The sequence below is a fragment of the Polynucleobacter sp. JS-Mosq-20-D10 genome, assembly GCF_018687755.1.
In the GTDB taxonomy this organism is placed as follows: Bacteria; Pseudomonadota; Gammaproteobacteria; order Burkholderiales; family Burkholderiaceae; genus Polynucleobacter.
Map to the genome: position 1 here is coordinate 1,068,778 of NZ_CP061305.1, position 22,851 is coordinate 1,091,628.

Genomic DNA, 22,851 nt, shown 5'->3' on the forward strand with positions numbered 1-22,851 from the left:
ATGCCCAAGTTTGCAGCCAACCTCACTATGTTGTTTAATGAAAAACCATTTATGGAGCGTTTTGCGCTAGCCAAGATTGGGGGTTTCAAAGCCGTTGAATTTCTATTTCCTTATGCTTTTGAAGCTAGCGAAATTAAGTCCGCTTTAGATAACAATGCCTTAAAGTTGGTGTTGCACAACCTGCCAGCAGGAGATTGGGACGCAGGGGAAAGAGGTATTGCATGTCACCCAGACCGTGTTGCTGAGTTTCGATCTGGTGTTGCGAAGGCGATTGAGTACGCCAGTATTTTGGGCGTACCTCAACTCAACTGCTTAGCAGGAAAGACCCCTGAGGGGGTTGATCCGGCATTAGTTCATGACACGTTCGTTAGCAATTTACAGTTTGCTGCTGCTGAGCTGAAGAAGTCAGGATTAAAACTCTTGATCGAGCCAATTAATACCTTTGATATCCCCGGCTTCTATCTCTCTAAAACTGCTCAAGGTATTGCAATACTGGATGCAGTTGCTGCTGATAATGCTTTTTTACAATACGACATTTACCATGCTCAGCGCATGGAAGGTGAGCTAGCCAATACGATACAAAAATACTTTGATCGAATTGCGCATATTCAGTTGGCGGATAACCCAGGCCGTAATGAGCCCGGTACCGGAGAAATAAACTACAGCTACTTATTTGATTTTTTAACTCGACTTGGTTACAAGGGTTACATCGGTTGTGAGTACAAGCCTTTGAAAACTACTGAGGCTGGCCTACATTGGATGGATCAATACGAGCAGTAATATTAGTTGAGCTTTAAATCAATAATTTAATAAACATTTAGGAATGAATCATGAGTAAATTAAAACTGGGCTTTGTGGGTTTGGGTATTATGGGCGCGCCAATGGCTGGCCATTTGGTTGCAGCAGGTCATGAGCTATTTATCAATACCCGCAGTAAAGTTCCAGATGAGTTAGCTAATACTGCCGCCATTCTCTGTGCAACTCCAGCAGAAGTTGCGACCAAGGCAGACATCATTATTACGATGGTTCCAGATACCCCTGATGTAGAAAAAGTACTTTTTGGAGAGAATGGCATTGCTTCAGGTCTTAGTAAGGGCAAGATCGTTGTTGATATGAGCTCAATCTCTCCTATTTCTACGAAAGATTTTGCGAAGCGTATCAATGATCTAGGCTGTGAATATTTGGACTCCCCTGTGTCCGGTGGCCAGTTAGGCGCAAAGGGTGCAAGCCTCACTATCATGGTTGGTGGCAAACAAGCAATCTTTGACAAGGTCAAACCTGTCTTTGATTTGATGGGAAAAAATATTACCTTAGTTGGCGATAATGGCGCCGGCCAAGTTACTAAAGTTGCTAATCAGATTATTGTCGCCTTAAATATCGAAGCAGTTGCAGAGGCTTTGGTTTTTGCTTCTAAGGCAGGCGCCGATCCAGCAAAAGTTAGACAGGCATTAATGGGTGGCTTTGCCAGCTCAAAAATACTTGAAGTTCATGGTGAGCGCATGATCAATCGCACCTTTGATCCCGGCTTTAGGATTGAACTTCACCAAAAAGATTTGAGCTTAGCCCTGAGCAGTGCAAAGGCACTGGGTGTTAGTTTGCCCAATACAGCTAGCGCACAAGAATTATTTAATTCCTGTGCAGCACATGGTGGAAAATCGTGGGATCATTCCGCTATGGTCAAGGCATTAGAAAAAATGGCTAATTTTGAAATAGGTCAAAAAAGCTAGAGGAAGAAGTATGGCAGTAACCCTGGTTGTTTATTTGCATGGCTTTCGGTCATCACCAAACTCAACCAAGGCAGTAATGACTGGAGAGGCGGTGAGGGCGCTTTCATCGGGCGACTATTCTTATGAGTGGTATTGCCCTCAACTGCTTGCATCTCCAGAAGAGAGCCTGGAGATGGTGGTCAACCATATCGATCAAGCCAAATTTGACCGCTTGGTTATCGTCGGATCCTCCTTGGGCGGTTTTTATACCAACTATCTTGTCGAAAAATATCAATGCAAAGGCATTGCCCTTAATCCTGCCGTATATGCCGCTAGAGAATTAGAGCCCCATGTTGGCATGATGACTGCCTATGACAGCGAAGAGCCATTTGATTTTAAGGCTAAGTACATCGATGAATTACATGCCTTACAGATAGATTCAATTACTAATCCAGAGCGTTATTTTTTAATTGCCGCAAAAGGGGATGAGCTTTTAGATTGGAAAGAAATGGCGGCTTTTTATCCTGGCGCCAAACAACTTATCCTCGAAGGTAGCGATCATGGAATTTCTGATTACGCTAATCACCTGCCAGTAGTAATTGACTTTATCAAGCATTAAACTCTTTTGATGGATGCAATCGGCAATCGATTTCAATTTGTGCCAAAAAAATCCTTGTGGATTCTGGCTGCTGCAATTTTTCTATCCCTTTTGGGGCACCTGATTTTATTTTTTGGGATTCCATTCTTCTCTTTTGGTAGTGCGCCCCCCATTGCCGAGGATCTCATCATCAAAACAGAGCTGCGGGTAGAACCGCCAAAAAAAATCCAGATGACTTCGGCGCCAAAGAAAAAAACATTGCCCAAGCAAACTAACTCCGTATCAGCGGACCCTTTATCAGATCAGGGAAAAGGGGAGCAGGGTGCATTTGGCAATCAATCTGGGCAGGCATTTCGCCTTCCTGAGTCTGGTACATATTATTTTGATGCCTATGTCGATGGGCAGCTCTATCAAACTGCCCAACTGGACTGGATCACTGAGGGCAATAATTACCGCCTGTACATCAACATACCATTCGCGGTTATCGGCCCTTTTGTTTTTGAATCCAAAGGCTCTGTTGACGCCTATGGCATAGCACCATCCATTTACTGGACCCAGCGGGGTACAAAACCACCGCGCTATTCTCGTTTTGATCGTGATCAGAGTGGGGTAGGGAAGATGTACTTCTCCGAAAAGCCTGAGTTCACACCGGATCTACTACCGGGCACTCAAGATCGATTTAGCTTACTTTTTCAGCTGGCCTCTTTACTCAATGGCAGCGACAAGATTGATGAGGCTGGCAGTATCCGAAGTATTCCTGTTGTGGACTACGACACCCTTGAGATGTGGCAATTTAAAAGCTACGGAGAAGTAGCGTCAGATGACATCCCAAGCTTGGGGATGTCAGTAAACCGACATTACGCATTAATGCAGCGGGAGAGCAGTCCATATAAGCGCCAAGTAGATATTTGGCTGGCCAGGGATCTAGATTGGCTTCCAGGCAGAATGCGCTCTCTAGAGTCCAATGGGCGTATCTTAGAGCTCGTATTTAAGCAAAGGGCGCCCATTGATAAATCTAAGCTAGTTAACTAAGCCTAGGGTTTGCTAAAACTAAGGGAGGCCAATTTAGAACCCAGATCCTGATCTAGGGTTTTGGTTTGATCTTCCTAATAAAGCGCCCATCATGGTGTACAGCGCAGCCCCAGACATGGATACGGCAAAGATTCCTGAGAAAGAAATAATAATGGGGAGAATCCGCCAGCGCGCAGTAAGAAGATATTCACCATAGCCAACGGTTGTGTACATCTCACCGGCAAAATACAGGGTTTGAAGGTTGGTTGGGAATACTTGCAATCCCAAGCAAATATAGGCCCAGGCAATAATTTCAATCAGGTGAATAGCAATAATCAATAAAATTGCAAAGAAATAAGATACAAAGTTGGCTCCATAGACCCGTTTATTTTCGAGTTTTTGGTCAATCCAATGAAAAATACCCGCGATTGATAAAACGCTCAAACCATGAAATGTCAGCATCAAACACGTTAGAAATAATAAAACCCAAATATCGCTATCTCCCATATCTGCATTTATTTCAGCAAAGAGTGTGCTGAAGCTGGGGAGGGAGTTAAGGCCGGGGAGCTTGTCCAAGAATCCGCTCAAAGTCATTGATGTTATCCGTTAAATCCAGTTACATTTCTTATTTGACATAATAATGATTATACGCAGTAAGTAGATGTGATACTTATGAAGGAAAATTCTTAGGGCCGCCTGGATACGGCTGGTTATAGAGCTTTAACCAACGTGACATTAAGCCATCACGAATATTATCCTTGCCGAATAATTGAGCAACGTCTATAGCCGTATATCCCTCATGATTTCTCATGCGCAAATCTGCGCCGTTATCAAGCAGGTATTTGATTAATTGGTCATTGCCGGAGCCAATAGACATCATTAATGGCGTTGTCTCACTTGGACTTAATGCATTAACCTGAGCACCATGAGCCATTAAGAATTGAGCTATTTCTAAATGGCCATTGGTGGCTGCATAGTGAATTGGGGCCCAGCCTAGCTTATTTACGGAGGCTTTCTTTTCAACAACCAAAGTCTTCACTAAGGCCAATTGACCATCAAAAGCAGCCATCATGAGTGCATTTTCACCGCTTTTATTGGCTAAATTGACGTTTGTAGCAGGATTAGCAAGCAATAAGTCCGTGACCTTGAAAGATTTATCCCGAATAGCAACGATTAGCATGGGATTGCCTCTCGGGTCCAGCGCATTTGGGCTAACACCTGCTTTTATTAAGGATTGCACCTCTGAGACATCATCGAACTTCGCTGCTTTGGTGAAATCCGCAATCTGATCTGCAGTCTGTGCAATTACCAAGCTAGAAAAGCATAATAAATAGGCATGTAAAAGATGGTTAAATTTAAATAAACTTATCATGAAAATGCACTATTTATTTGAAAACATTGGAAAAAATTACTTGATGTCTGTTCTGCCAGCAATTCAATAGAAACACCCTTCAACTCAGCAACAAATTCTCCAACCTTGGATACCCAGGCTGGCTCATTCGTCTTGCCGCGATAGGGAATTGGGGCTAAATAAGGCGAATCCGTCTCAATAAGCATGCGATCTAGAGGGACTTGCCTGCATGTTTCCTGGAGGTCCTTGGCACTCTTAAAAGTCACAATGCCAGAAAATGAGATGTAAAAACCCATGTCCATAGCAGCCTTAGCAACTTCAGTTGTTTCTGTAAAGCAATGCATAACTCCTCCAATCTGATCAGCGCCCTCTTCTTTGAGGATTCTGAGAGTGTCAACAGAAGAGGCTCGGGTATGGATGATGAGGGGCTTCTTAGCTGCAATAGCAGCGCGTATATGCGTTCTGAAGCGCTCCCTCTGCCATTCCATGGATTCATAGCTACGATCACCCATGCGGTAGTAATCAAGCCCAGTTTCACCAATCGCAATGATTTTGGAGTGCTTAGCCTCTTCAATCAGGAATTCAAAGCTGGGCTCTAGCGTATCTTCGTAATCAGGATGCACCCCGACTGAAGCATACAAATGAGCATGATCTTCAGCTAGCTTTCGAACCCTAGGGAAATCAGGAATATCCACCGACACGCACAAGGCATGACTCACCTTACAGGCGACCATATTAGACAAAACCTCAGGTAGGCGAGTTTGGAATTCTGGGAAATCGAGATGGCAATGTGAGTCTATAAACATGACTCGCTATTTTAGTCTTCAAATACCTGCTGGTACTGAGAAAGCAATGCTTCTACTTGAATACGGGTAGCCAGCGGGTGATTTTCATGGCGACGCGCCTGTATCAGAGACTTCCAGAAACGGAGCAGTTTTGGTAGACGCACCTGTTGCGCAAGCATCTTGATAGCAGCCTCATGCTTGGGGTAATAGCGAGGCGAACCCATTTGTGCGCAACTTTGTACATCAGAGACCCACCGTTGCATAGTAGCTAACAAAACTGAATACCGGGCTTTTTGCGTCTTATCAGCAGCATCTAACCAATTGATCCGAGCGCCCTGCGCCATCGCTTGCAATAAATAACGTGAAGCTTGGATGGCAATCGTAAGCTCATCCTTTTCATCTTTATTATGACGCGCGATCAAGGAATCCAATACTGCATAAGGTGCCCCACCCTGCTCATCATAAATAGCCTCGACATCGGCATCGCTCGTTTTTAAACCAGGAATCTTGCTCAGTTGGATACGTAACCAATTGAGCCCACTTAATCGATCTGGTCGCGGTGCGGAAAGCAGGCGACAGCGAGAACGAATGGTTGGTAAGACACGATCAAGGCGATCTGCTAGCAAAATAAAGATCGTATTTTTTGGAGGCTCTTCAAGGGATTTGAGTAAAGTATTTGCGGAGTCTGATCTGAGCATTTCTAGCGGATAGACCAGAATGACTCTGTTTCCGCCACGGTGAGATCCAATAGATAGCCCTTCAATTGCACTGCGGGCATCTTCAATAGAAATACTCTTCTTTTCTTTTTTCTCGGGCGCATCACCATCACCATCAGCTTGACTGGCCTTGGATTTTTTTGGGGATTCAGCGTCTGAATCAAAATCACCCTGCGGCAAAAGTTTGCGATGCGTTTCTGGCACTAGCGCAATAAAGTCAGGGTGGTTGCCAGAGTCAAACCACCGACAGGCTTCGCATTGATTGCAAGGCTTGATAGCCGCGGCCGTCTCGCATAACAGCGCTTTAGCCAATTCAATAGAAAACTCAAACTTACCAATACCGGACTGACCATGAATCAGAACTGCATTAGGAAATGCAGCCAAGCTTATGCTATCCCAGATAGGCTCAAGCCATGGGGCTATCTTCTTAACTGGCTCATTTTGAAAGATCACATCACTCATTTAGAGTTTCATCTGTAATGACTTGAGCTCATGCCAAATAGCCTCTGGTGTTTGGGTGGCATCCACTAGATAAAAACGATTTGGATCTGCCTTTACTCTACGCAGATACTCTTGACGAACCTTTTCAAAAAAATCCAGGTCCATCTTTTCAAATTTATCAGGCGCCCTTACCTTTGATCTCCTAGCCTCGGCAACTGAGCCAGGTAAATCAAAAAGGAAGGTTAAATGAGGTTGGAGCAATGAACCATCGGGGCGAGCCTGAACCCATTTCTCCAAATCATTTAACTTTGACAAGCTTAAACCGCGACCACCACCTTGATAAGCAAAACTGGCATCCGTGAAGCGATCAGATATCACAATCTTTCCCGCTTTCAATGCTGGTTCTATAACTTGTGCAATATGTTCTCGACGAGCAGCAAACATCAGCAATGCCTCAGTTTCTAAATTCATGGGCACTTCAAGCAATAAGGCGCGGAGTTGTTCGCCCAATTGAGTGCCGCCTGGCTCTCTAGTTATCACAACATCGCGATCAGGGTGACGCTGTTTAATCAAGCTACTGAAAGATTCTATGTGCGTACTTTTACCTGCGCCATCGATACCTTCAAAGCTGATGAAATAACCTGGAAATTGAGCTGTCATAACGATTACTATGGCTTTGATTGATTGGAAGAATTGCGTTTACGTTGAAACTGATCAACCGCGCTTTCATGCTCTTTTAAGGTTTTGGAGAAATGGCTAGTGCCATCACCACGCGCCACAAAATAGACCGCATCACTTTTAGCCGGTTGAATCACAGCGAGGAGCGATTCCTTGCTGGGCATAGCTATTGGTGTTGGTGGCAGACCCTTGTGCATATAAGTATTGTAGGGACTGTCCTTACGCAAATCCGTTTTTCGAAGATTGCCATCAAATTTAGGGCCAATTCCGTAAATTACGGTTGGATCGGTCTGTAAGGGCATATTTAAATTGAGGCGATTCACGAAAACTGCTGAGACCAGTGACCTATCGCTTGAGCGACCTGTCTCCTTTTCCACAATAGAAGCCAAAATGAGCAAGTCGTAGGGCGTTTTTAAGGGTGTGGCTGAGTCCCTTTGATCCCAAGCAGCGGTTAGCTGCTTTTGCATGGCCTTTGAGGCTCTTCTATAGATTGAAGTATCCGAATCATCTGGATCAAAAATATAGGTATCCGGATAAAAAAGCCCTTCATCGCCCGGGTAAGAAAGCCCAATGGTCATTAACAGCTCTTTAGAACTCATGTCTTTAGTCTGATGGATTAGAGCTGGATGTTTATCAATCAGGCTTCTAAGTTGCCATATGGTCATACCGGGAATGATGGCTATAGTCTCTCGAACTCGATCACCACGAGCAATTTGTAGCAAGATATTTCCCAAGCTAGCACGGGGAGCCAGTAAATAGGTTCCGGGTTTTAACTTAGAACCAACAAAAACTGCTCTTGCTGCAACTTGAAAAGTGATTGCATTTGTAGATATGCCCTGCTCTGATAACTGACCTGCAATTGCAGACAGCCCAGATTGAGGAGTTATTTTGATCTTATAGGCAGATCCCTTATCAACATTTGATGTGGCTGGCACAACCGGTAATAAAAAGATGGCACCGTACAAGAGAAGTGGCAAGGAAATGAAGATCAGGGAATAAGACTTCCATCCGCCAATTGAAGGTTTAATAAAAAGACTTTTCTGAAATTTTCTGCTCATCAAGCTATGATAAAAGCTCATGACCTTCAGCACAGAAAAACTCCACGATGCCTCCTTTTAGCCTAAACCATGGATTTACCTCCCTGACCCATTGGGGCTTGATCTTGGTCGAGGGGCCTGACGCCGCAGCCCTGCTTCAAAGTCAATTAAGCAACTCCGTAGTTAGTCTCAAGCGCACCATGCTGGGTCATATTGCACGCGGCTCCGATTCTGTTCGATTAGTTGGATATTGCAGTCCCAAAGGACGCCTTCTCTCTAGTGCTTGGCTTGGCTTGTTTCCAGAAACCGTTGATTCAGATGACCGTTTTGCCCTATTTGTTTCTAAAGATATTGCAGCAAGTACTGCAAAACGATTGTCGATGTACGTACTGCGCTCAAAAGTAAAAGTGGTGGATGCCTCGGATGACTGGGAAGTGTTTGGTGCCTATCAAAACGAGGATGCAAGTCAATCCACTAATCCACCCAAAAACTCTATAGCCTTGGGCATGCCTGACGTACTGGTCCAAGATCAATCTTTTCAGCGCATCCTCATCGCCCAGAAAAAGTTGGGGGCTACTGCGTCATCGGTTGATCAAGCCTCACTAGATCAGTGGAATTCTTTGGAGGTACTGAGCGCGATCCCCAGAATTGTATTGGCAACTCAGGAGCAATTTGTCCCGCAGATGATTAACTTTGAATCCGTTGCTGGTGTAGATTTCAAAAAAGGTTGTTACCCGGGTCAAGAAATTGTTGCTCGTAGCCAATACCGTGGCGCAGTAAAACGTAGACTCCAACTGATGCATATCGATAACAATGTATCTGCATTGGCGCTTTCGAAACCCGGTGTGGAATTATTTCAAGCTAGTGATGATAGTCAGCCATGCGGTATGGTAGTGCTGGCAGCTACCAATGCGGTAGATTCAGATCGCATTGATCTTCAGGTGGAATGCAAGCTAGATGCCTTTGAAATTGGAGCAATTCATCTTGGTGCGAGGGATGGGCCGGTCTTAACGCTAGATTCTCTACCTTACCCTTTATTAGAAATTTAATCTGACTCTTACTCCATTCATATCGTTATGTGCTTAATTCTCTTTGCCTGGAAATCTCACCCAGACTACCCGTTGGTAGTTGCGGCAAACCGTGATGAATTTTATGAGCGCGATACTGATCCTATGGGATGGTGGTCCGAGCACCCACACGTATTAGCCGGCAAAGATCGAGCAGATGTATTGGGCAGTCCGGGAACTTGGTTGGGCTTCACGAAGACAGGTCGCTTTGCTGCATTAACGAATGTCAGAGCGCCTAGCGAAAAAAATCCTGATGCAAGAACTCGTGGTGAACTCAGTCTGCACTATCTTACTGGTCACCATAAACCGCATACTTACATACAAGAAAATGCAAAACGATTTGAGTTGTACAACGGATTTAATCTACTGATGGCTGATCTCAGTGATCCAGAGAACGCTGAAATGCATTGGGTAAGCAATCGCCTCCTGATGGGTCAGAGTATTCGCCCAAGAAAAGTATTTCCTGAGCAAGCATTGAGTCCTGGAGTCTATGGTCTATCCAACGCGATGCTGGATACACCATGGCCTAAAGTAAATCACCGGGTTGCGGCGTTTGCTCAAACATTAGCAATGGATAGCGGACAACTTAAAAATGCAGATCACTATCTGCGCTTATTGGCAGATACTCACGAAGCAAGCCCACAAGAGCTACCAAATACTGGCATTAATCCAGATTGGGAAAAGGCTTTATCCGCTGCATTTATTAAGACTCCAAGCTATGGAACACGCTCTAGCACCATTTTGCGCGTTCGTAAGGATGGTCAGTTTGAGATGGTAGAAAGACGTTTTGATGCCAATGGAACCATCGGTCACGATGTTGTCACCGGTGAGCTTACTGCTGCACCGGGATCCAACCTTTCGGTGTAAGCGACCAATCAGCGTGAATTATTTCTGCTGACGGGAGTCCTCATTAATAACGCGTTCGCCATTCGCATTTTTGCTTGCCAGTCGCTTTATAAACTGAAACGTCCCGGTTGACATACAGCAGATCTCACCTTGATCGTTGAAGAGCTTGGCCTCGCAAAAAGCCATCGTTGCAGTACGACGCACTGTATCGGCTTTTACACGCAAGATGCCGTTAGCAGCCTGCATGAAGTTATTTTTCATCTCAACGGTAACAACACTGCGATCACCAGGATCACTTGAGCGAGCAGCCACGGCCATAGCCACATCCATCAGGGTGAGCAAAACGCCACCATGAGCCACATCCCAAGTATTGGTATGTTCGGGCTTGAGAGCTAGGAGTATTTCGCCTTTACCCATTTCAGCAGTAATTAGCCTCACCCCTAAAAGCTTCAAAAAAGGAACATTAAGCTCTTCACCTAGGTTGGCAAGTTGAGTTTCTGCATTCAGTTGTACTTTATTTGTCATAGTGTCATTCTAGAGGCTTCTGCGACGCTTGTGAATTACCCATAGAATACAAAATATGCCCTTTACACTCCGTGGCGACGATGTATGCCAGCCAACCCCGCCCACCCCCATATCCAATCCCTATTGGGTTGCATTTTCAGCATCCGCTGCCAAACTATTACAGCTTGAGCTCGGACCTATTGGCTTACCCAATGATCCCGATTGGCTTGAACTGTTAGCGGGAAATCAATTGAATGCGGGTGAACTCACTTTCTCCAGCCCGATTTCAACTGTCTATAGCGGACATCAATTTGGGTCCTGGGCAGGACAACTAGGAGATGGTCGCGCCATCCTTCTGGGCGACATGAATCAGCTTGAGCTCCAACTAAAAGGGGCTGGTAAGACGCACTACTCCAGAATGGGTGATGGCAGAGCCGTCTTAAGATCATCTATACGTGAGTTCCTCTGTAGCGAAGCAATGCATGCTTTAGGTATACCTACCAGCAGAGCCCTTTCGGTAGTCGGATCTAAACAGCGGGTTATCAGAGAAACGCTAGAGACTGCAGCAGTGTGTTCACGCATTGCCCCAAGCTTTATTCGGGTCGGCCACTTTGAACACTTTGCTTCACTTCAGAATGCTGTCCGCCTTAAGGAGCTGGCAGATTTGCTGATGAACGAATTTTATCCAGAGTGCCTTAATACAAAAGATCCCTATTTAAGTTTATTTAAAGCAATCAGCACTCGCAATGCCAAATTGGTTGCCCAGTGGCAATCGGTAGGATTTTGTCATGGCGTCTTAAATAGTGACAACATCAGCGCTCTTGGACTCACTATTGACTATGGGCCATTTGGATTTCTAGATCATTTTGAAATAGACCATATTTGCAACCATAGTGATCATGGCGGGCGATATGCCTATCATCGTCAGCCACAAATCATGCATTGGAATATGGCCTGCCTTGCTAGCGCTATGCTCCCCCTGCTTGAGCTGGAGCATTCACCAGAAGAATCCCAAGCTCTTTTACGTTCGGCGCTGGAGGAGTTCCCAGTGACTTATGCAAAGGAATGGCAACAAGCTTTCCGCTCTAAATTGGGCCTGCAATTAGAAATAGAATCTGATATTAAATTAATTGAACGTCTCTTACAAGCGATGCATGATTCAAAAGTAGATTTCACCACACTCTTCCGTCAGCTCAGCAATACCCAAAAAGATTCCAAGCCAACGGATATTACTCAAAGAGATGAATTCCTCGATCGTGAAAGCATTGATCAATGGTTTGCCGATTACATCCATAGACTGCAAAGTGAAGTCTTCAGTGACGAAGCCAGAAAGGCAATGATGGATAAAATCAATCCCAAATATATTCTCAGGAACCACCTCGCTCAAGCCGCCATTGAAAAGGCTCAACAAGATGATTTTTCTGAAATTGAACGACTGCAGCTCATACTCAGTAAACCCTTTAATGAGCAGGAAGTATTTGAGAATTATGCAAAACCACCACCCTTCGATATGCAACGCATAGAAGTCAGCTGCTCCTCGTAACCCAAAAAACTAAACCGGCCATGAACAAGAAAACAGATCAAGAATATAAAAAATCACTGAGCGATATTCAATATCGAGTGACCCGAGAGGCTGCAACAGAAAGACCGTTTTCTGGTGAATTCTGGGATCACTGGGCTGCCGGTCAATATCGCTGCATTTGCTGTGACACCCCGCTATTTCAATCCGCAACGAAGTTTGATGCTGGTTGTGGCTGGCCCAGCTATAACGCACCTGAAAATAATGAGCTCATCACTGAAATTCGGGATGCAAGCCATGGAATGATTCGCACTGAGGTGCGCTGCAAGGCATGTGATGCACACTTGGGTCATGTGTTTGAAGATGGTCCACAGCCTACCGGGCTGCGCTACTGCATTAACTCAGCATCCCTAGCATTTGAACCTTCAGAGAATGCCGCCCCAAGTAAAGCGGAATAATTTATAAATAGCTGGATAATCAAGCCCATGAAATTTCTATTCGACCTATTCCCGATCATCCTCTTTTTCATCGCCTTTAAATTTGGTGATATCTACACCGCAACTATCGTAGCGATGGTTGCAACCATTGGTCAAATACTCTGGGTGTATTACCGACATCGCAAGATTGACGCCATGCAGTGGGTTAGCCTTGTCATGATTCTAGTATTCGGAAGCCTAACCATCTTCTTGCACGATAAGACTTTTATTCAACTAAAACCGACTGCGCTTTACTGGCTTTTTGCAGGCGCCCTATTCATTAGTGCTCAATTTTTTCAAAAAAACTGGATTCAAGTTTTGATGGGCAAACAAATTACTCTGAAAGAGCACAACTCAAAATCGGTTTGGCATCAAGTGAATATGGCCTGGGCAACATTTTTCTTTTTTATGGGTGTACTCAATCTCTACATTGCTTTTGAATTCTCCGAGGAAACCTGGGTCAACTTTAAGCTATTTGGTAGCACAGGATTGCTAGTGGTATTTGTGATTCTTCAGGGAGTTTGGCTCACTCGCCACATGGAGCATCCTGCAGAATGAATATCAATCAAGAAAGAATTACCCGATTTGAAGCTGACCTCAGGTTAGCGTTTCAGGTAAGCCATCTCAATATTGAGGATGAAAGCCATCTTCATGCAGGCCATGCGGGTGCAGCATCTGGTGGTGGTCACTTTAAATTGACCATCGTAGCCCCAGAATTTGAGGGAATGGCTAAGGTAGCCCGTCACAGAGCCATCTATGCCGCCTTAAATAGCCACTTTCCTGATGCAATCCATGCTCTGACCATCTTGGCATACACCCCCAGTGAAAGCACCCATTAAGCGCAGATTGCTTTAAGATTCTCCTTTACCTATATTTAAATTCCTCATCCATGTTCAACACACGCCAAATTTTGACCATCAGCACCTTTAGTACTGTGCTTTTCTCAACAGCCATTTATGCTCAAAACGCTGCCATTGTTAATGGCAAGGCAATTCCAAAGGCGCAACTAGATAAACTGGTTCAAAAATCAAATCAACCAGATAATCCACAAGTCCGAGATCAAGCAAGAGAAATGCTAGTTACTCGTGAGCTCATTTTGCAAGAAGCTAATAATCGCGGTGTCATGCAAAAAGAATCTGTACGGGATCAACTTGAACAATCCAAGATGGGTGTTTTGATCGCAGCAGTTTTTGAAGACTATGTAGAAAAAGAAGGCGTGGCAGAGTCTGAACTAAAAGCAGCATACGAACAAGTGAAGGGTCAGTACACCGGCAAGGAATACCACGTAGCACATATATTGGTAGAAAAAGAAGCGGATGCTAAAGCCATTACTGCCCAAATTAAAGCTGGTGGTAATTTCGCACAAATTGCTAAAGAAAAGTCCAAAGACCCCGGCTCTGCGCCGAATGGTGGAGATCTAGGCTGGGTAAGTGATAAAGCGCTTGTCCCAGAATTTTCCAAGGCGATGGTGCAGCTCAAAAAAGGACAAATCACTGACAAACCAGTGAAGACTCAATATGGCTGGCATATTATCAACATGGATGATACTCGCGATGTCAAGGCACCAAGCATGGATGAAATTAAAGACCAACTTAAGCAGATGATCACAGCAGATCAAAATTGGCAAAAGGCAAAGTTCTCAGAGCTAATGCAAAAGCTTCGCGCTAAGGCCAAGATCCAATAAGAAGTCTCCGCTCCTAGACTACAAGCCCAGGCCAAGCTCCCTGGGTTTTTTCTTGGTCAACAGAAAACCAGATTTAGCTTTATATTGGAAGAATGATGATTCTTCACACCATGCTCAGAGTTGGCAATATGACTCGTTCGATCAATTTCTATACCAAAGTATTGGGGATGAACCTGCTTCGTAGCACTGAGCGGCCAGAGCAAAAGTATTCCCTCGCATTTGTCGGCTACGGAAAAGGGAATGTAGACGGCCAATCTGAGATTGAGCTCACTTACAACCATGGTGTTGAAAGTTACCAACTTGGTGACGCATACGGACATATTGCAATTGGTGTCGCCGACGCCTATGTCGCTTGTGAAAAAATCAAAGCTGCTGGTGGCAATATTACGCGTGAGGCTGGCCCGGTCATGGGTGGTGATACCATCATCGCCTTTGTCACAGATCCTGACGGCTACAAAATTGAATTAATTCAACGCTAGATTTTCCTTTAACTTAGTTGAAGCAAGGCGCCATCCAACTTCGAGTGATTGATAGTCTTTCGCAGATTGCTGAAGATGATTGGAATGCCCTACTATCCCCCGAAGCAGGCCCATTTCTAAAGTATGCGTTTCTGAATACATTAGAAGTCAGTGGATGTGTGGGTGGCAATACTGGATGGCAAGTTGCTCACTTACTCGTTGAGGATTCTGAATCAAGGCTGCTGGGTGTCATGCCGCTCTATCTAAAGCAACATTCCTACGGAGAGTTTGTTTTCGACTGGGCCTGGGCTCAAGCATACGAGCAAAACAACATGCCTTACTATCCCAAAGCACTGTCTGCCATTCCCTTTACTCCAGTACGTGGACCTAGACTACTCGTAGCGCAAACTGCCGATAAGGGTGCAATACAACGAATCCTAGTCACTGGATTAAAGACGCTGGTTAATCAAAATGCACTCTCATCCGCCCATATCCTCTTTCCAGAAGCTAGCGAATTAGTTGAGTTAGAGAAGCAAGGATTTATGTTGCGCAACTCGGTACAGTTTCATTGGCAAAATATCGGCTACAAAGATTTTGAACAATTTCTTACAGACCTCACAATGAAACGTCGGAAAAATATTCGGCGAGAGCGTGCATCTGTAGCAATGAATAAAATAAGCTATCGACATGCTCCAGGGGCGATAGCAACTAAAGATGATTGGGCATTCTTTTATCGCTGCTATGAAAATACTTATATAGAGCACCGCTCTTCTCCCTATTTAACGGAAGAATGTATTCAAATGCTTGGAAAGGATATGCCTGAGAATTTTCACCTCATTATTGCCACCCAAGATGAGAGGCCAATTGCTTCATCCTTACTGGTGGTCGATCGCCCGAATTCAAAAGCATACGGACGTTATTGGGGTGCAATCGAGCACATCCCCTGCCTACATTTTGAATTAGCTTATTACCAGGCAATTGAGTACTGCATTCAGGAAGGCATTAAGATATTTGAAGGTGGCGCCCAAGGGGAACACAAAATGGCTAGAGGCTTTTTACCAACCACCCTGCAATCAGCGCATTGGATAGCGGATGCCGGTTTTTCTGATGCAGTGAAACGTTTTTTAGAGCGTGAACGTGAAGGTATGTCAGCTTATGTTGATGAGCTCGAGCAACACATTCCTTTGAAATCGTCTAAAGTACTGCCATGACCGAATCTAATAACAACCTACCAGAACAAGTTGGAGTAAATTCATTAGCTGTTGGTGACGATAGCTCTGACTCACCTTGTATTGGAGTCTGCACGACGCTGTACGATGAAATTTGCCAGGGCTGCGGTCGCACTCTGGGCGAGGTCAGTAATTGGGTCTTCTTTAGCCAAGAAGAAAAGGATTTGGTATGGAAACGCATTCGTGCAGAGGGCACTGCAATGCGCTTCCAACGTCAAGCCAAGTAAGCAATTTAGCCAGCTAAAGCTTGGCTGCGTAAATACTCTTCGTAGGTTCCTGAGTAATCAGCAATTGTTCCATCCATCTTCACTTCGAGGATGCGATTAGCTAACGCTGAGACAAACTCACGATCATGAGACACGAAAATTAAAGTGCCTTCATATTTCTCAAGAGCAATTTGCAGGCTCTCGATCGACTCCATATCCATGTGGTTAGTTGGCTCATCCATTGCAAGTACGTTGTGCTTTTGCAGCATCAACTTACCCCAAATCATGCGGCCCTTTTCACCACCTGACAATACCTTTACAGACTTACCGATGTCATCGCCAGAAAATAAGAGGCGACCTAAGGTGCCACGAATGACCTGATCATCGTCACCAGTATTACGCCATTCATTCATCCAATCCATGAGCAATTCGTCTTTTGCGAACATCTCGGTATTGTCCTGTGGCATCACGCCAACGTTAGCATTCTCCGCCCACTTCACATCACCACTATCTGCTGAAATCCCGCTAAAGCGTTTGCTGAGAATAGTCTTTAGCAACGTTGTCTTACCAGCGCCATTCTGACCAATGATGGCAATCTTTTCGCCAGCGCGGATGCCGATCTTAAAGTTCTTAAAAATAGGACGGTCATATGCCTTAGAGAGCGCATTACACTCAACCGCCATATTGTGTAACTTCTTCTCAGAATCAAAACGAATAAATGGGTTCTGACGTGAAGAAGGTTTTATTTCAACAATCTCAATTTTCTCTAATTGTTTTTGACGTGAAGTAGCCTGACGCGCCTTCGATGCATTTGCAGAAAATCGGGCCACGAAAGCCGCTAATTCAGCAATCTTTTCTTTAGCCTTATCGTTGGAGCTTAGCTGTTGTGCACGAGCCTGAACAGAGGCCAACATGTAGGAGTCATAGTTACCTGGATAAACCTTCAGAGTACCGAAGTCCATATCCGCCATATGCGTGCACACCTCATTGAGGAAGTGGCGATCATGGGAAATGATGACAATCGTGCTCTTAATTTGGTTCAGAATATCTTCAAGCCAATGAATGGAGTGAATATCCAAGTTATTGGTTGGCTCATCCAGTAGCAATACATCTGGATCAGAGAACAAGGCTTGCGCCAACAATACGCGCAATTTCCAACCTGGAGCCACGGCACTCATTGGCCCATTGTGTTGCTCAATCGGAATACCGATTCCCAATAACAACTCGCCTGCCTTAGCTTCCGCCGTGTAACCACCATACTCTGCATAACTGCCCTCGAGTTCAGCAGCCTTCATGTAATCTTCGTCAGTGGCATCGGGGTTTGCATAGATCGCATCACGCTCTGCAGCCGCCTTCCACATTTCTTCGTGGCCCATCATCACTACATCAAGCACGCGCTGATCTTCGTAAGCAAATTGGTCTTGGCGCAATTTACCCAAGCGAATACCAGGATCAAGGCTCACGTTTCCGCTGGTTGGCTCTAGCTCTCCACCCAAAATCTTCATGAAAGTGGATTTACCGCAACCGTTGGCGCCAATGAGGCCATAGCGATTACCTCCGCCAAACTTAACGGAAATGTTTTCAAAGAGGGGTTTAGCCCCAAACTGCATAGTGATATTAGATGCGGACAGCACGGATGTATTTTTACTTTCTGATAGGTCAATTCGAGGATGCGGATGCAGCAAATGCATCAAAGAGCATTATTTTAACGGCTTGCGGCCAAAAAAGCCGTAAATTAGACTTTCAGCTTAAATGGCGTGAAATCGGTGTGAATATCGTAGTGATCCTGATTTTCCTTGCGTTTGAGAAAACTAATCACCCAATAGGTTAAAGGGGTTGCTAGAACCTCCCAGGCAGTCTTTAGGACGTATTGAGACGCCGCAACAGCCAAGACCTCATTTATAGGCCACAGACCGTAAAAAGCCAGCATATAGAACAGTGAAGAGTCGACTAATTCTCCGCAGGCGGCAGAACCAATAGTGCGCATCCAAAGATGACGCCCTTGGGTCAGGATCTTCATTTTGGCCAAGGTATAGCTATTTACGAAACTGCCGCAGCAAAAAGCAATCATGGAGGCAAGTGCTATCCGCCAAGAATTACCAAATACTGTCTCCATGCCCTGCTGGTAGTTAGCCATATAAGAACCCGGGGCGACAGGCAAAGCAATAACCAGTTGGGCCATGATGGCGGCAAAGGCAAGTGCTGCAAAACCTGCCCAAACTGCGCGGCGATCGTAAGCGTAGCCATAGACCTCAGTCAATATGTCGCCAAAGAAATAGGCGATCGGGAAAAAGAGGATTCCAGCGCCGAATGTGACGTTGCCAAAATAAGGCAAATCTAATGTGGCGGCCTTGCCGGCACCAATAAAATTGGAGCACAGCAGAACCACAACAAAGGCAGCCAATATCAGGTCGTAATAGCGATGATGACGTCTAGGTGCGTCCATATGTCTAGAAAAATGGATAATAGGATAAAAGAATATCCGCATTCTTAAAAATTAACAGAACGCTGATTAACCCCCCCTATAGGATCACTAAGAACCATGAGTAAAGCTAGTTTTAATTGGGCCGACCCCCTTCTCCTTGATACACAACTGACAGAAGATGAGCGCATGATTCGTGATGCTGCAGCTGAATATGCACAAGGTCGTTTAATGCCGCGTATTCATGATGCTTATCGTAATGAAACTACCGATCCTGCAATCTTTCGCGAAATGGGCGAATTAGGTCTACTCGGCATCACTATTCCTGAACAGTACGGCGGCGCAAATCTAAATTACGTTTCTTATGGACTGATTGCTCGAGAAATTGAGCGCGTTGATTCGGGCTACCGCTCCATGATGAGCGTGCAGTCATCTCTAGTCATGGTGCCAATCAATGAATTTGGTAGCGAAGCACAAAAACAAAAATATTTACCTAAGTTAGCCACCGGTGAATGGATTGGCTGCTTTGGTTTGACTGAGCCTAACTATGGCTCCGATGCAGGTGGCATGATCACCAGAGCTAAAAAAGTACCAGGTGGCTTCTCATTAACGGGATCCAAGATGTGGATCTCTAATTCTCCCATTGCAGATGTATTTGTTGTCTGGGCTAAAAATGATGAGGGTTTGATTAGGGGCTTCATTCTAGAAAAAGGTATGAAGGGTTTGTCTGCACCCAAGATCAGCGGCAAGATGGGTCTGCGTGCCTCCATTACCGGTGAAATAGTGATGGATGAAGTCTTTGTTCCAGCCGAAAATGAATTCCCAGAAATTACCGGCCTCAAGGGTCCATTTACCTGCTTGAACTCAGCCAGGTATGGCATTGCTTGGGGCACGCTTGGAGCTGCTGAGTGGTGTTGGTATGCAGCGCGCCAATACACCATGGATCGCAAGCAATTTAATCGCCCCCTCGCAGCAAATCAACTAGTTCAAAAGAAGCTTGCAGATATGCAGACCGAAATTACCTTAGCGCTGCAAGGCTGCTTGCGTTTAGGTCGCATGAAAGATGAAGGGATTGCCGCACCAGAAATCACCTCCATCATGAAGCGTAATTCTTGTGGCAAATCCTTAGACATAGCTCGCTTAGCGAGAGATATGCATGGCGGTAACGGCATCTCAGATGAGTATGGCGTAATTCGTCATATGCTCAATCTAGAAGTAGTCAATACATACGAAGGTACGCATGATATTCACGCCCTCATCTTGGGTCGTGCGCAAACTGGAATCCAGGCTTTTAGCTAAAGTCCAAGCTTGGTGATGAGGTCTTTTGCTGTTTTTGAAAAGGCCTCATCGCTATCATCCTCAAGCTTTACAAAATGATCTTCGCGATAGCTCGGAAAGTTTCGAATAATTGAGGATTGGTAGGATGGGTCGTAATGCATCACCAATAACTCCTCGACCAAGCTCTCAAAATCCCCCACATTAATAGCCTCATGCCATTTTGTGATTTGCTCCTTGCCATACCGTGATGTCAGTAGGCTCAGCTTCTCTTTAAAGCTTTCGGGATTAGATAAGAAATGCTCATATTCGCGTAGCAACCAAGATACTCGCGTATGAGTGCTCGAGCGAAGCTCAATGCATTGGCCGTCTCGAATACGCTCCATCAAGGGATCGGGAATATGCAATCCTCCTACCTTTTTACTTTCTGATTCAACAAACACTATCTTGGATGGATCTAGTGAATTCAATGCATTCCATAGATTCGTCTCAAAGCCTTTTTGTGAAGGCTGCTCTATATTCGGCTCGTTACCCAGCACCGATCCACGATGAATAGCCAAACCCTCTAGATCTAGTATCTGCTGACCAAGTAAACCAATTTCCTGGAGAATGCGTGTCTTACCACTTCCGGTCATGCCGGCAATCACCTGAAAAGAAAAGTCTTTAGCAGCTTGGTCGAGATCATTAATCACGACACGTCGAAAGCCTTGATAGCCACTTTGTAATTGCAGGGCTTTCCAGCCGATACGATTGAGGATATGCGTAAAGGCACCGCTACGTTCGCCACCACGCCAACAGTAAATTAAGGGGCGCCACTCTCGCGGAAAATCAATCAGAGAATTTTCTAAATGATTAGCAATATTGCGTGAAACATAAGCAGCCCCCAGTTTCTTAGCGACAAATGGAGAGGCTTGCTTGTACAGAGTTCCAATCTCAATACGCTCCTCGTTACTCAAAACCGGCAGATTGATTGCACCAGGAATGTGATCTAAAGCAAACTCCGCTGGCGTCCTCACATCAATAATGGAATCGAACTCAGGTAAGGAGGACTCCAGCTCTTCAATACTGAGAATATGCGGGTTACTGGGTTGCAAAAAAGATATCCTATTGCAGCTTAGAGATCACGTGATCGGGCCAAGGTGACGATTTACCTGTCTTTAGATCCACCCACACCATAGTAGCGCCTCCGACCGCAGCCATCGTATCTAGCTCAGTAGTTAAAGCCATCGTAGTGTAAACATCCAAACTTGAACGACCAATATTACCGATGTAGGTTTTTAGAATGAGTTCGCCTGGATAGGTAAGCTGTTGATAGAAGTTACAAAAGCCATTGATCATCAACATAGATTCGTCGCCAGGAGCAACGCTATATCCGAGAGATGTAATCCACTCTACCCTAGCCTGCTCCATATACCGAAAGTACACCGTGTTATTAACATGTCCATATGCATCCATGTCACCCCAACGAATAGGCATACACATCTGATGAACAAACTTTTTTGCTTCCGGGATCTCAATGCGCATGAATGCTTACTGGATAATCAATACTGCATCAGCGAACTTGTAAAGCCATATGATACAAATTGGTAGAGCGAGCACCAGAACGACAGAAGGCCAAAATGGGACCCGGCATAGTCTTTAGTAAACGTGCCATCTCAACAACTTGATCCGGCGTAAATGCGCCAGGGATTACAGGCAAAAAAGCATAGTTCAAACCCAAGGCTTCAGCTTGAGCCTGAATTTGCGCATTCGTAGGTTGGTCAGGACCACCTTCATAATCTGGGCGATTATTAATTACGCTTTTGTAACCTTGTTTAACAATCTCAGCTAAGTGACTTGGGTCGATTTGACCCAAGGTACCGAAATGGTCGGTATGACAGGCAATAGGAAGGCTCATCTAAACCTCAAAAAATGATAGGAATTTAAAAACTAATAACTTAGATTCTAAATCAGACTTACTTTTTGTGGCCTGTAAAGAAGCGGTTGCAGATGGCCATGCCAGCTAACATTGCCAATATAAAGACGAGAGCCTTAAGGTGACCTGCCCCAAGAGCAACAATTGCAGGGCCTGGGCAGAAACCAGCGATACCCCAACCCGCTCCAAAAATGAGGCTGCCTATGATGAGGGGCTTGGAAATATCTCTCCGAGTGGGAATATGTAGTGCGCCACCAAAAAAAGCTTCAGAACGCTTGGAAGCCAAATAAAAACCGGCGAGGCCCACCATAATTGCACCACCCATCACAAAAATTAAGGATGGATCCCAGTTGCCAGCCAGATCAAGAAAATTAAGGATCTTTTGCGGATTACTCATACCGGAAATGATCAAGCCAATTCCAAATAAAACACCTATCAAATATTGACTAAAAAAATTCAAATATCCTCTCATGATTTATAGGCCCAGTACATGACGAATGAGAAAGACTATTAAAAATCCAGCACTCATGAAAGACAGCGTAGCAGCTAAAGATCTTGGCGAAAGACGGGATAGGCCGCAAACACCATGACCGCTAGTGCAACCAGAGCCATAGTTGGCACCAAAACCCACCAGTACACCGGCAACAATAATGGTGATCCAGTCAGCATCAATTACAGTTATTGTGTGAAGACCAAAAAAGAGGCTGACTAAAATTGGCGCACTCAATAATCCCAAAACAAGACTTAAGCGCCAATGAATATCGCCCTCTTTGGGCGACAATAGTCCAGAAATAATTCCACTGATACCTAGGATGCGACCATGGAGGATGACGAATAAGGCAGCTGCAAGGCCCAACAAAATTCCACCAAGAAATGCGGGGCCAGGAGTAAAGGCAAGCCAATCGATCTGCATATCATCCAGCCTAA

General features: G+C 45.0%; 29 protein-coding genes. 15 read left to right on the forward strand and 14 right to left on the reverse strand.

Annotated elements, in window-relative coordinates; genetic code table 11:
• Genes hyi through FD967_RS05515 form a run of 4 tightly spaced genes read left to right on the forward strand, consistent with a single transcriptional unit; the run spans position 1 to position 3,336 of the window.
• A complete protein-coding gene (hyi, locus tag FD967_RS05500) occupies positions 1–780 on the forward strand; it encodes a hydroxypyruvate isomerase (RefSeq protein ID WP_215324930.1) in 780 nt (259 codons plus the stop codon).
• Between the two features lie 50 nt (positions 781–830).
• Positions 831–1,727, forward strand: a complete 897-nt coding sequence (glxR, locus tag FD967_RS05505) for a 2-hydroxy-3-oxopropionate reductase (protein WP_215324931.1) — start codon at positions 831–833, stop codon at positions 1,725–1,727.
• Between the two features lie 10 nt (positions 1,728–1,737).
• On the forward strand, positions 1,738–2,325 hold the full coding sequence (locus FD967_RS05510) for a YqiA/YcfP family alpha/beta fold hydrolase (RefSeq protein ID WP_215324932.1): 588 nt from the start codon (positions 1,738–1,740) through the stop codon (positions 2,323–2,325).
• A gap of 9 nt (positions 2,326–2,334) precedes the next feature.
• A complete protein-coding gene (locus tag FD967_RS05515; protein ID WP_215324933.1) occupies positions 2,335–3,336 on the forward strand; it encodes a DUF3108 domain-containing protein in 1,002 nt (333 codons plus the stop codon).
• Between the two features lie 33 nt (positions 3,337–3,369).
• Here the strand turns inward: FD967_RS05515 and FD967_RS05520 are convergent, their stop codons facing one another.
• From FD967_RS05520 to mltG, 6 genes are all read right to left on the reverse strand, one after another.
• Positions 3,370–3,909, reverse strand: a complete 540-nt coding sequence (locus FD967_RS05520; RefSeq protein WP_215324935.1) for an ion channel — start codon at positions 3,907–3,909, stop codon at positions 3,370–3,372.
• A 76-nt stretch (positions 3,910–3,985) separates the two neighbouring features.
• Positions 3,986–4,627 (reverse strand): ankyrin repeat domain-containing protein, encoded by a 642-nt coding sequence (locus FD967_RS05525; protein ID WP_215324937.1) that lies wholly within the window; start codon positions 4,625–4,627, stop codon positions 3,986–3,988.
• 56 nt (positions 4,628–4,683) lie between these two features.
• On the reverse strand, positions 4,684–5,472 hold the full coding sequence (locus tag FD967_RS05530; RefSeq protein WP_215324939.1) for a TatD family hydrolase: 789 nt from the start codon (positions 5,470–5,472) through the stop codon (positions 4,684–4,686).
• 11 nt (positions 5,473–5,483) lie between these two features.
• The gene (locus FD967_RS05535) at positions 5,484–6,629 is read right to left on the reverse strand and encodes a DNA polymerase III subunit delta' (RefSeq protein WP_215324940.1); all 1,146 of its coding nucleotides are present in this window, start codon (positions 6,627–6,629) and stop codon (positions 5,484–5,486) included.
• A complete protein-coding gene (gene tmk / locus FD967_RS05540) occupies positions 6,630–7,268 on the reverse strand; it encodes a dTMP kinase (protein WP_215324941.1) in 639 nt (212 codons plus the stop codon).
• A gap of 8 nt (positions 7,269–7,276) precedes the next feature.
• Positions 7,277–8,365 carry an endolytic transglycosylase MltG gene (gene mltG, locus FD967_RS05545; protein WP_251368977.1) on the reverse strand — a complete coding sequence of 363 codons (1,089 nt, stop codon included), beginning with the start codon at positions 8,363–8,365 and terminating at the stop codon, positions 7,277–7,279.
• Positions 8,366–8,391: 26 nt separating this feature from the next.
• Here mltG and FD967_RS05550 point away from each other — a divergent pair, with 26 nt between their 5' ends.
• Both FD967_RS05550 and FD967_RS05555 read left to right on the forward strand, forming a co-directional pair.
• On the forward strand, positions 8,392–9,372 hold the full coding sequence (locus FD967_RS05550; RefSeq protein ID WP_215324942.1) for a folate-binding protein YgfZ: 981 nt from the start codon (positions 8,392–8,394) through the stop codon (positions 9,370–9,372).
• 27 nt (positions 9,373–9,399) lie between these two features.
• On the forward strand, positions 9,400–10,257 hold the full coding sequence (locus FD967_RS05555; RefSeq protein WP_215324943.1) for an NRDE family protein: 858 nt from the start codon (positions 9,400–9,402) through the stop codon (positions 10,255–10,257).
• An 18-nt stretch (positions 10,258–10,275) separates the two neighbouring features.
• Here FD967_RS05555 and FD967_RS05560 read toward each other — a convergent pair whose 3' ends face one another.
• The gene (locus tag FD967_RS05560) at positions 10,276–10,761 is read right to left on the reverse strand and encodes a PaaI family thioesterase (RefSeq protein WP_215324944.1); all 486 of its coding nucleotides are present in this window, start codon (positions 10,759–10,761) and stop codon (positions 10,276–10,278) included.
• Positions 10,762–10,816: 55 nt separating this feature from the next.
• On the opposite strand from FD967_RS05560, the gene FD967_RS05565 reads away from it, so the two are divergent.
• The 8 genes from FD967_RS05565 to FD967_RS05600 all read left to right on the forward strand — a co-directional run bounded on the left by FD967_RS05565 (position 10,817) and on the right by FD967_RS05600 (position 16,333).
• A complete protein-coding gene (locus FD967_RS05565) occupies positions 10,817–12,283 on the forward strand; it encodes a YdiU family protein (RefSeq protein WP_215324945.1) in 1,467 nt (488 codons plus the stop codon).
• Positions 12,284–12,303: 20 nt separating this feature from the next.
• Positions 12,304–12,717, forward strand: coding sequence for a peptide-methionine (R)-S-oxide reductase MsrB (msrB, locus tag FD967_RS05570; RefSeq protein ID WP_215324946.1), 414 nt, complete (start codon positions 12,304–12,306; stop codon positions 12,715–12,717).
• 27 nt (positions 12,718–12,744) lie between these two features.
• Entirely contained in the window at positions 12,745–13,293 is a 549-nt protein-coding gene (locus FD967_RS05575; protein WP_215324947.1) for a septation protein A, read from the forward strand.
• On the forward strand, positions 13,290–13,574 hold the full coding sequence (locus FD967_RS05580; protein WP_215324949.1) for a BolA family transcriptional regulator: 285 nt from the start codon (positions 13,290–13,292) through the stop codon (positions 13,572–13,574). The genes FD967_RS05575 and FD967_RS05580 overlap by 4 nt, the downstream gene beginning before the upstream one ends.
• A 50-nt stretch (positions 13,575–13,624) precedes the next feature.
• Positions 13,625–14,419 carry a peptidylprolyl isomerase gene (locus FD967_RS05585; RefSeq protein ID WP_215324951.1) on the forward strand — a complete coding sequence of 265 codons (795 nt, stop codon included), beginning with the start codon at positions 13,625–13,627 and terminating at the stop codon, positions 14,417–14,419.
• Between the two features lie 92 nt (positions 14,420–14,511).
• Positions 14,512–14,898 carry a lactoylglutathione lyase gene (gene gloA, locus FD967_RS05590; RefSeq protein ID WP_215324953.1) on the forward strand — a complete coding sequence of 129 codons (387 nt, stop codon included), beginning with the start codon at positions 14,512–14,514 and terminating at the stop codon, positions 14,896–14,898.
• A gap of 44 nt (positions 14,899–14,942) precedes the next feature.
• Positions 14,943–16,088 (forward strand): GNAT family N-acetyltransferase, encoded by a 1,146-nt coding sequence (locus FD967_RS05595; RefSeq protein WP_251368978.1) that lies wholly within the window; start codon positions 14,943–14,945, stop codon positions 16,086–16,088.
• The gene (locus FD967_RS05600; protein ID WP_215324957.1) at positions 16,085–16,333 is read left to right on the forward strand and encodes a DUF1289 domain-containing protein; all 249 of its coding nucleotides are present in this window, start codon (positions 16,085–16,087) and stop codon (positions 16,331–16,333) included. The genes FD967_RS05595 and FD967_RS05600 overlap by 4 nt, the downstream gene beginning before the upstream one ends.
• A gap of 5 nt (positions 16,334–16,338) precedes the next feature.
• Here the strand turns inward: FD967_RS05600 and FD967_RS05605 are convergent, their stop codons facing one another.
• Positions 16,339–17,946 (reverse strand): ABC-F family ATPase, encoded by a 1,608-nt coding sequence (locus tag FD967_RS05605; RefSeq protein ID WP_215327195.1) that lies wholly within the window; start codon positions 17,944–17,946, stop codon positions 16,339–16,341.
• 101 nt (positions 17,947–18,047) lie between these two features.
• A complete protein-coding gene (locus tag FD967_RS05610) occupies positions 18,048–18,758 on the reverse strand; it encodes a queuosine precursor transporter (protein WP_215324959.1) in 711 nt (236 codons plus the stop codon).
• A gap of 96 nt (positions 18,759–18,854) precedes the next feature.
• Between FD967_RS05610 and FD967_RS05615 the strand changes: the two genes are divergently transcribed.
• A complete protein-coding gene (locus FD967_RS05615) occupies positions 18,855–20,033 on the forward strand; it encodes an acyl-CoA dehydrogenase (protein WP_215324961.1) in 1,179 nt (392 codons plus the stop codon).
• Here the strand turns inward: FD967_RS05615 and mnmH are convergent.
• The 5 genes from mnmH to FD967_RS05640 are packed head-to-tail and all read right to left on the reverse strand — an operon-like array spanning position 20,030 to position 22,837.
• The gene (gene mnmH, locus FD967_RS05620) at positions 20,030–21,103 is read right to left on the reverse strand and encodes a tRNA 2-selenouridine(34) synthase MnmH (RefSeq protein ID WP_215324963.1); all 1,074 of its coding nucleotides are present in this window, start codon (positions 21,101–21,103) and stop codon (positions 20,030–20,032) included. The two genes, FD967_RS05615 and mnmH, sit on opposite strands and share 4 nt — an antisense overlap.
• A 10-nt stretch (positions 21,104–21,113) precedes the next feature.
• Positions 21,114–21,533 carry a thioesterase family protein gene (locus FD967_RS05625; RefSeq protein WP_215324965.1) on the reverse strand — a complete coding sequence of 140 codons (420 nt, stop codon included), beginning with the start codon at positions 21,531–21,533 and terminating at the stop codon, positions 21,114–21,116.
• 28 nt (positions 21,534–21,561) lie between these two features.
• Positions 21,562–21,906, reverse strand: coding sequence for a TIGR01244 family sulfur transferase (locus FD967_RS05630; RefSeq protein WP_215324967.1), 345 nt, complete (start codon positions 21,904–21,906; stop codon positions 21,562–21,564).
• A 58-nt stretch (positions 21,907–21,964) separates the two neighbouring features.
• The gene (locus FD967_RS05635; protein WP_251368979.1) at positions 21,965–22,384 is read right to left on the reverse strand and encodes a DUF6691 family protein; all 420 of its coding nucleotides are present in this window, start codon (positions 22,382–22,384) and stop codon (positions 21,965–21,967) included.
• Positions 22,385–22,399: 15 nt separating this feature from the next.
• Positions 22,400–22,837 carry a YeeE/YedE family protein gene (locus FD967_RS05640; protein ID WP_215324971.1) on the reverse strand — a complete coding sequence of 146 codons (438 nt, stop codon included), beginning with the start codon at positions 22,835–22,837 and terminating at the stop codon, positions 22,400–22,402.
• Positions 22,838–22,851: the final 14 nt, after the last annotated feature.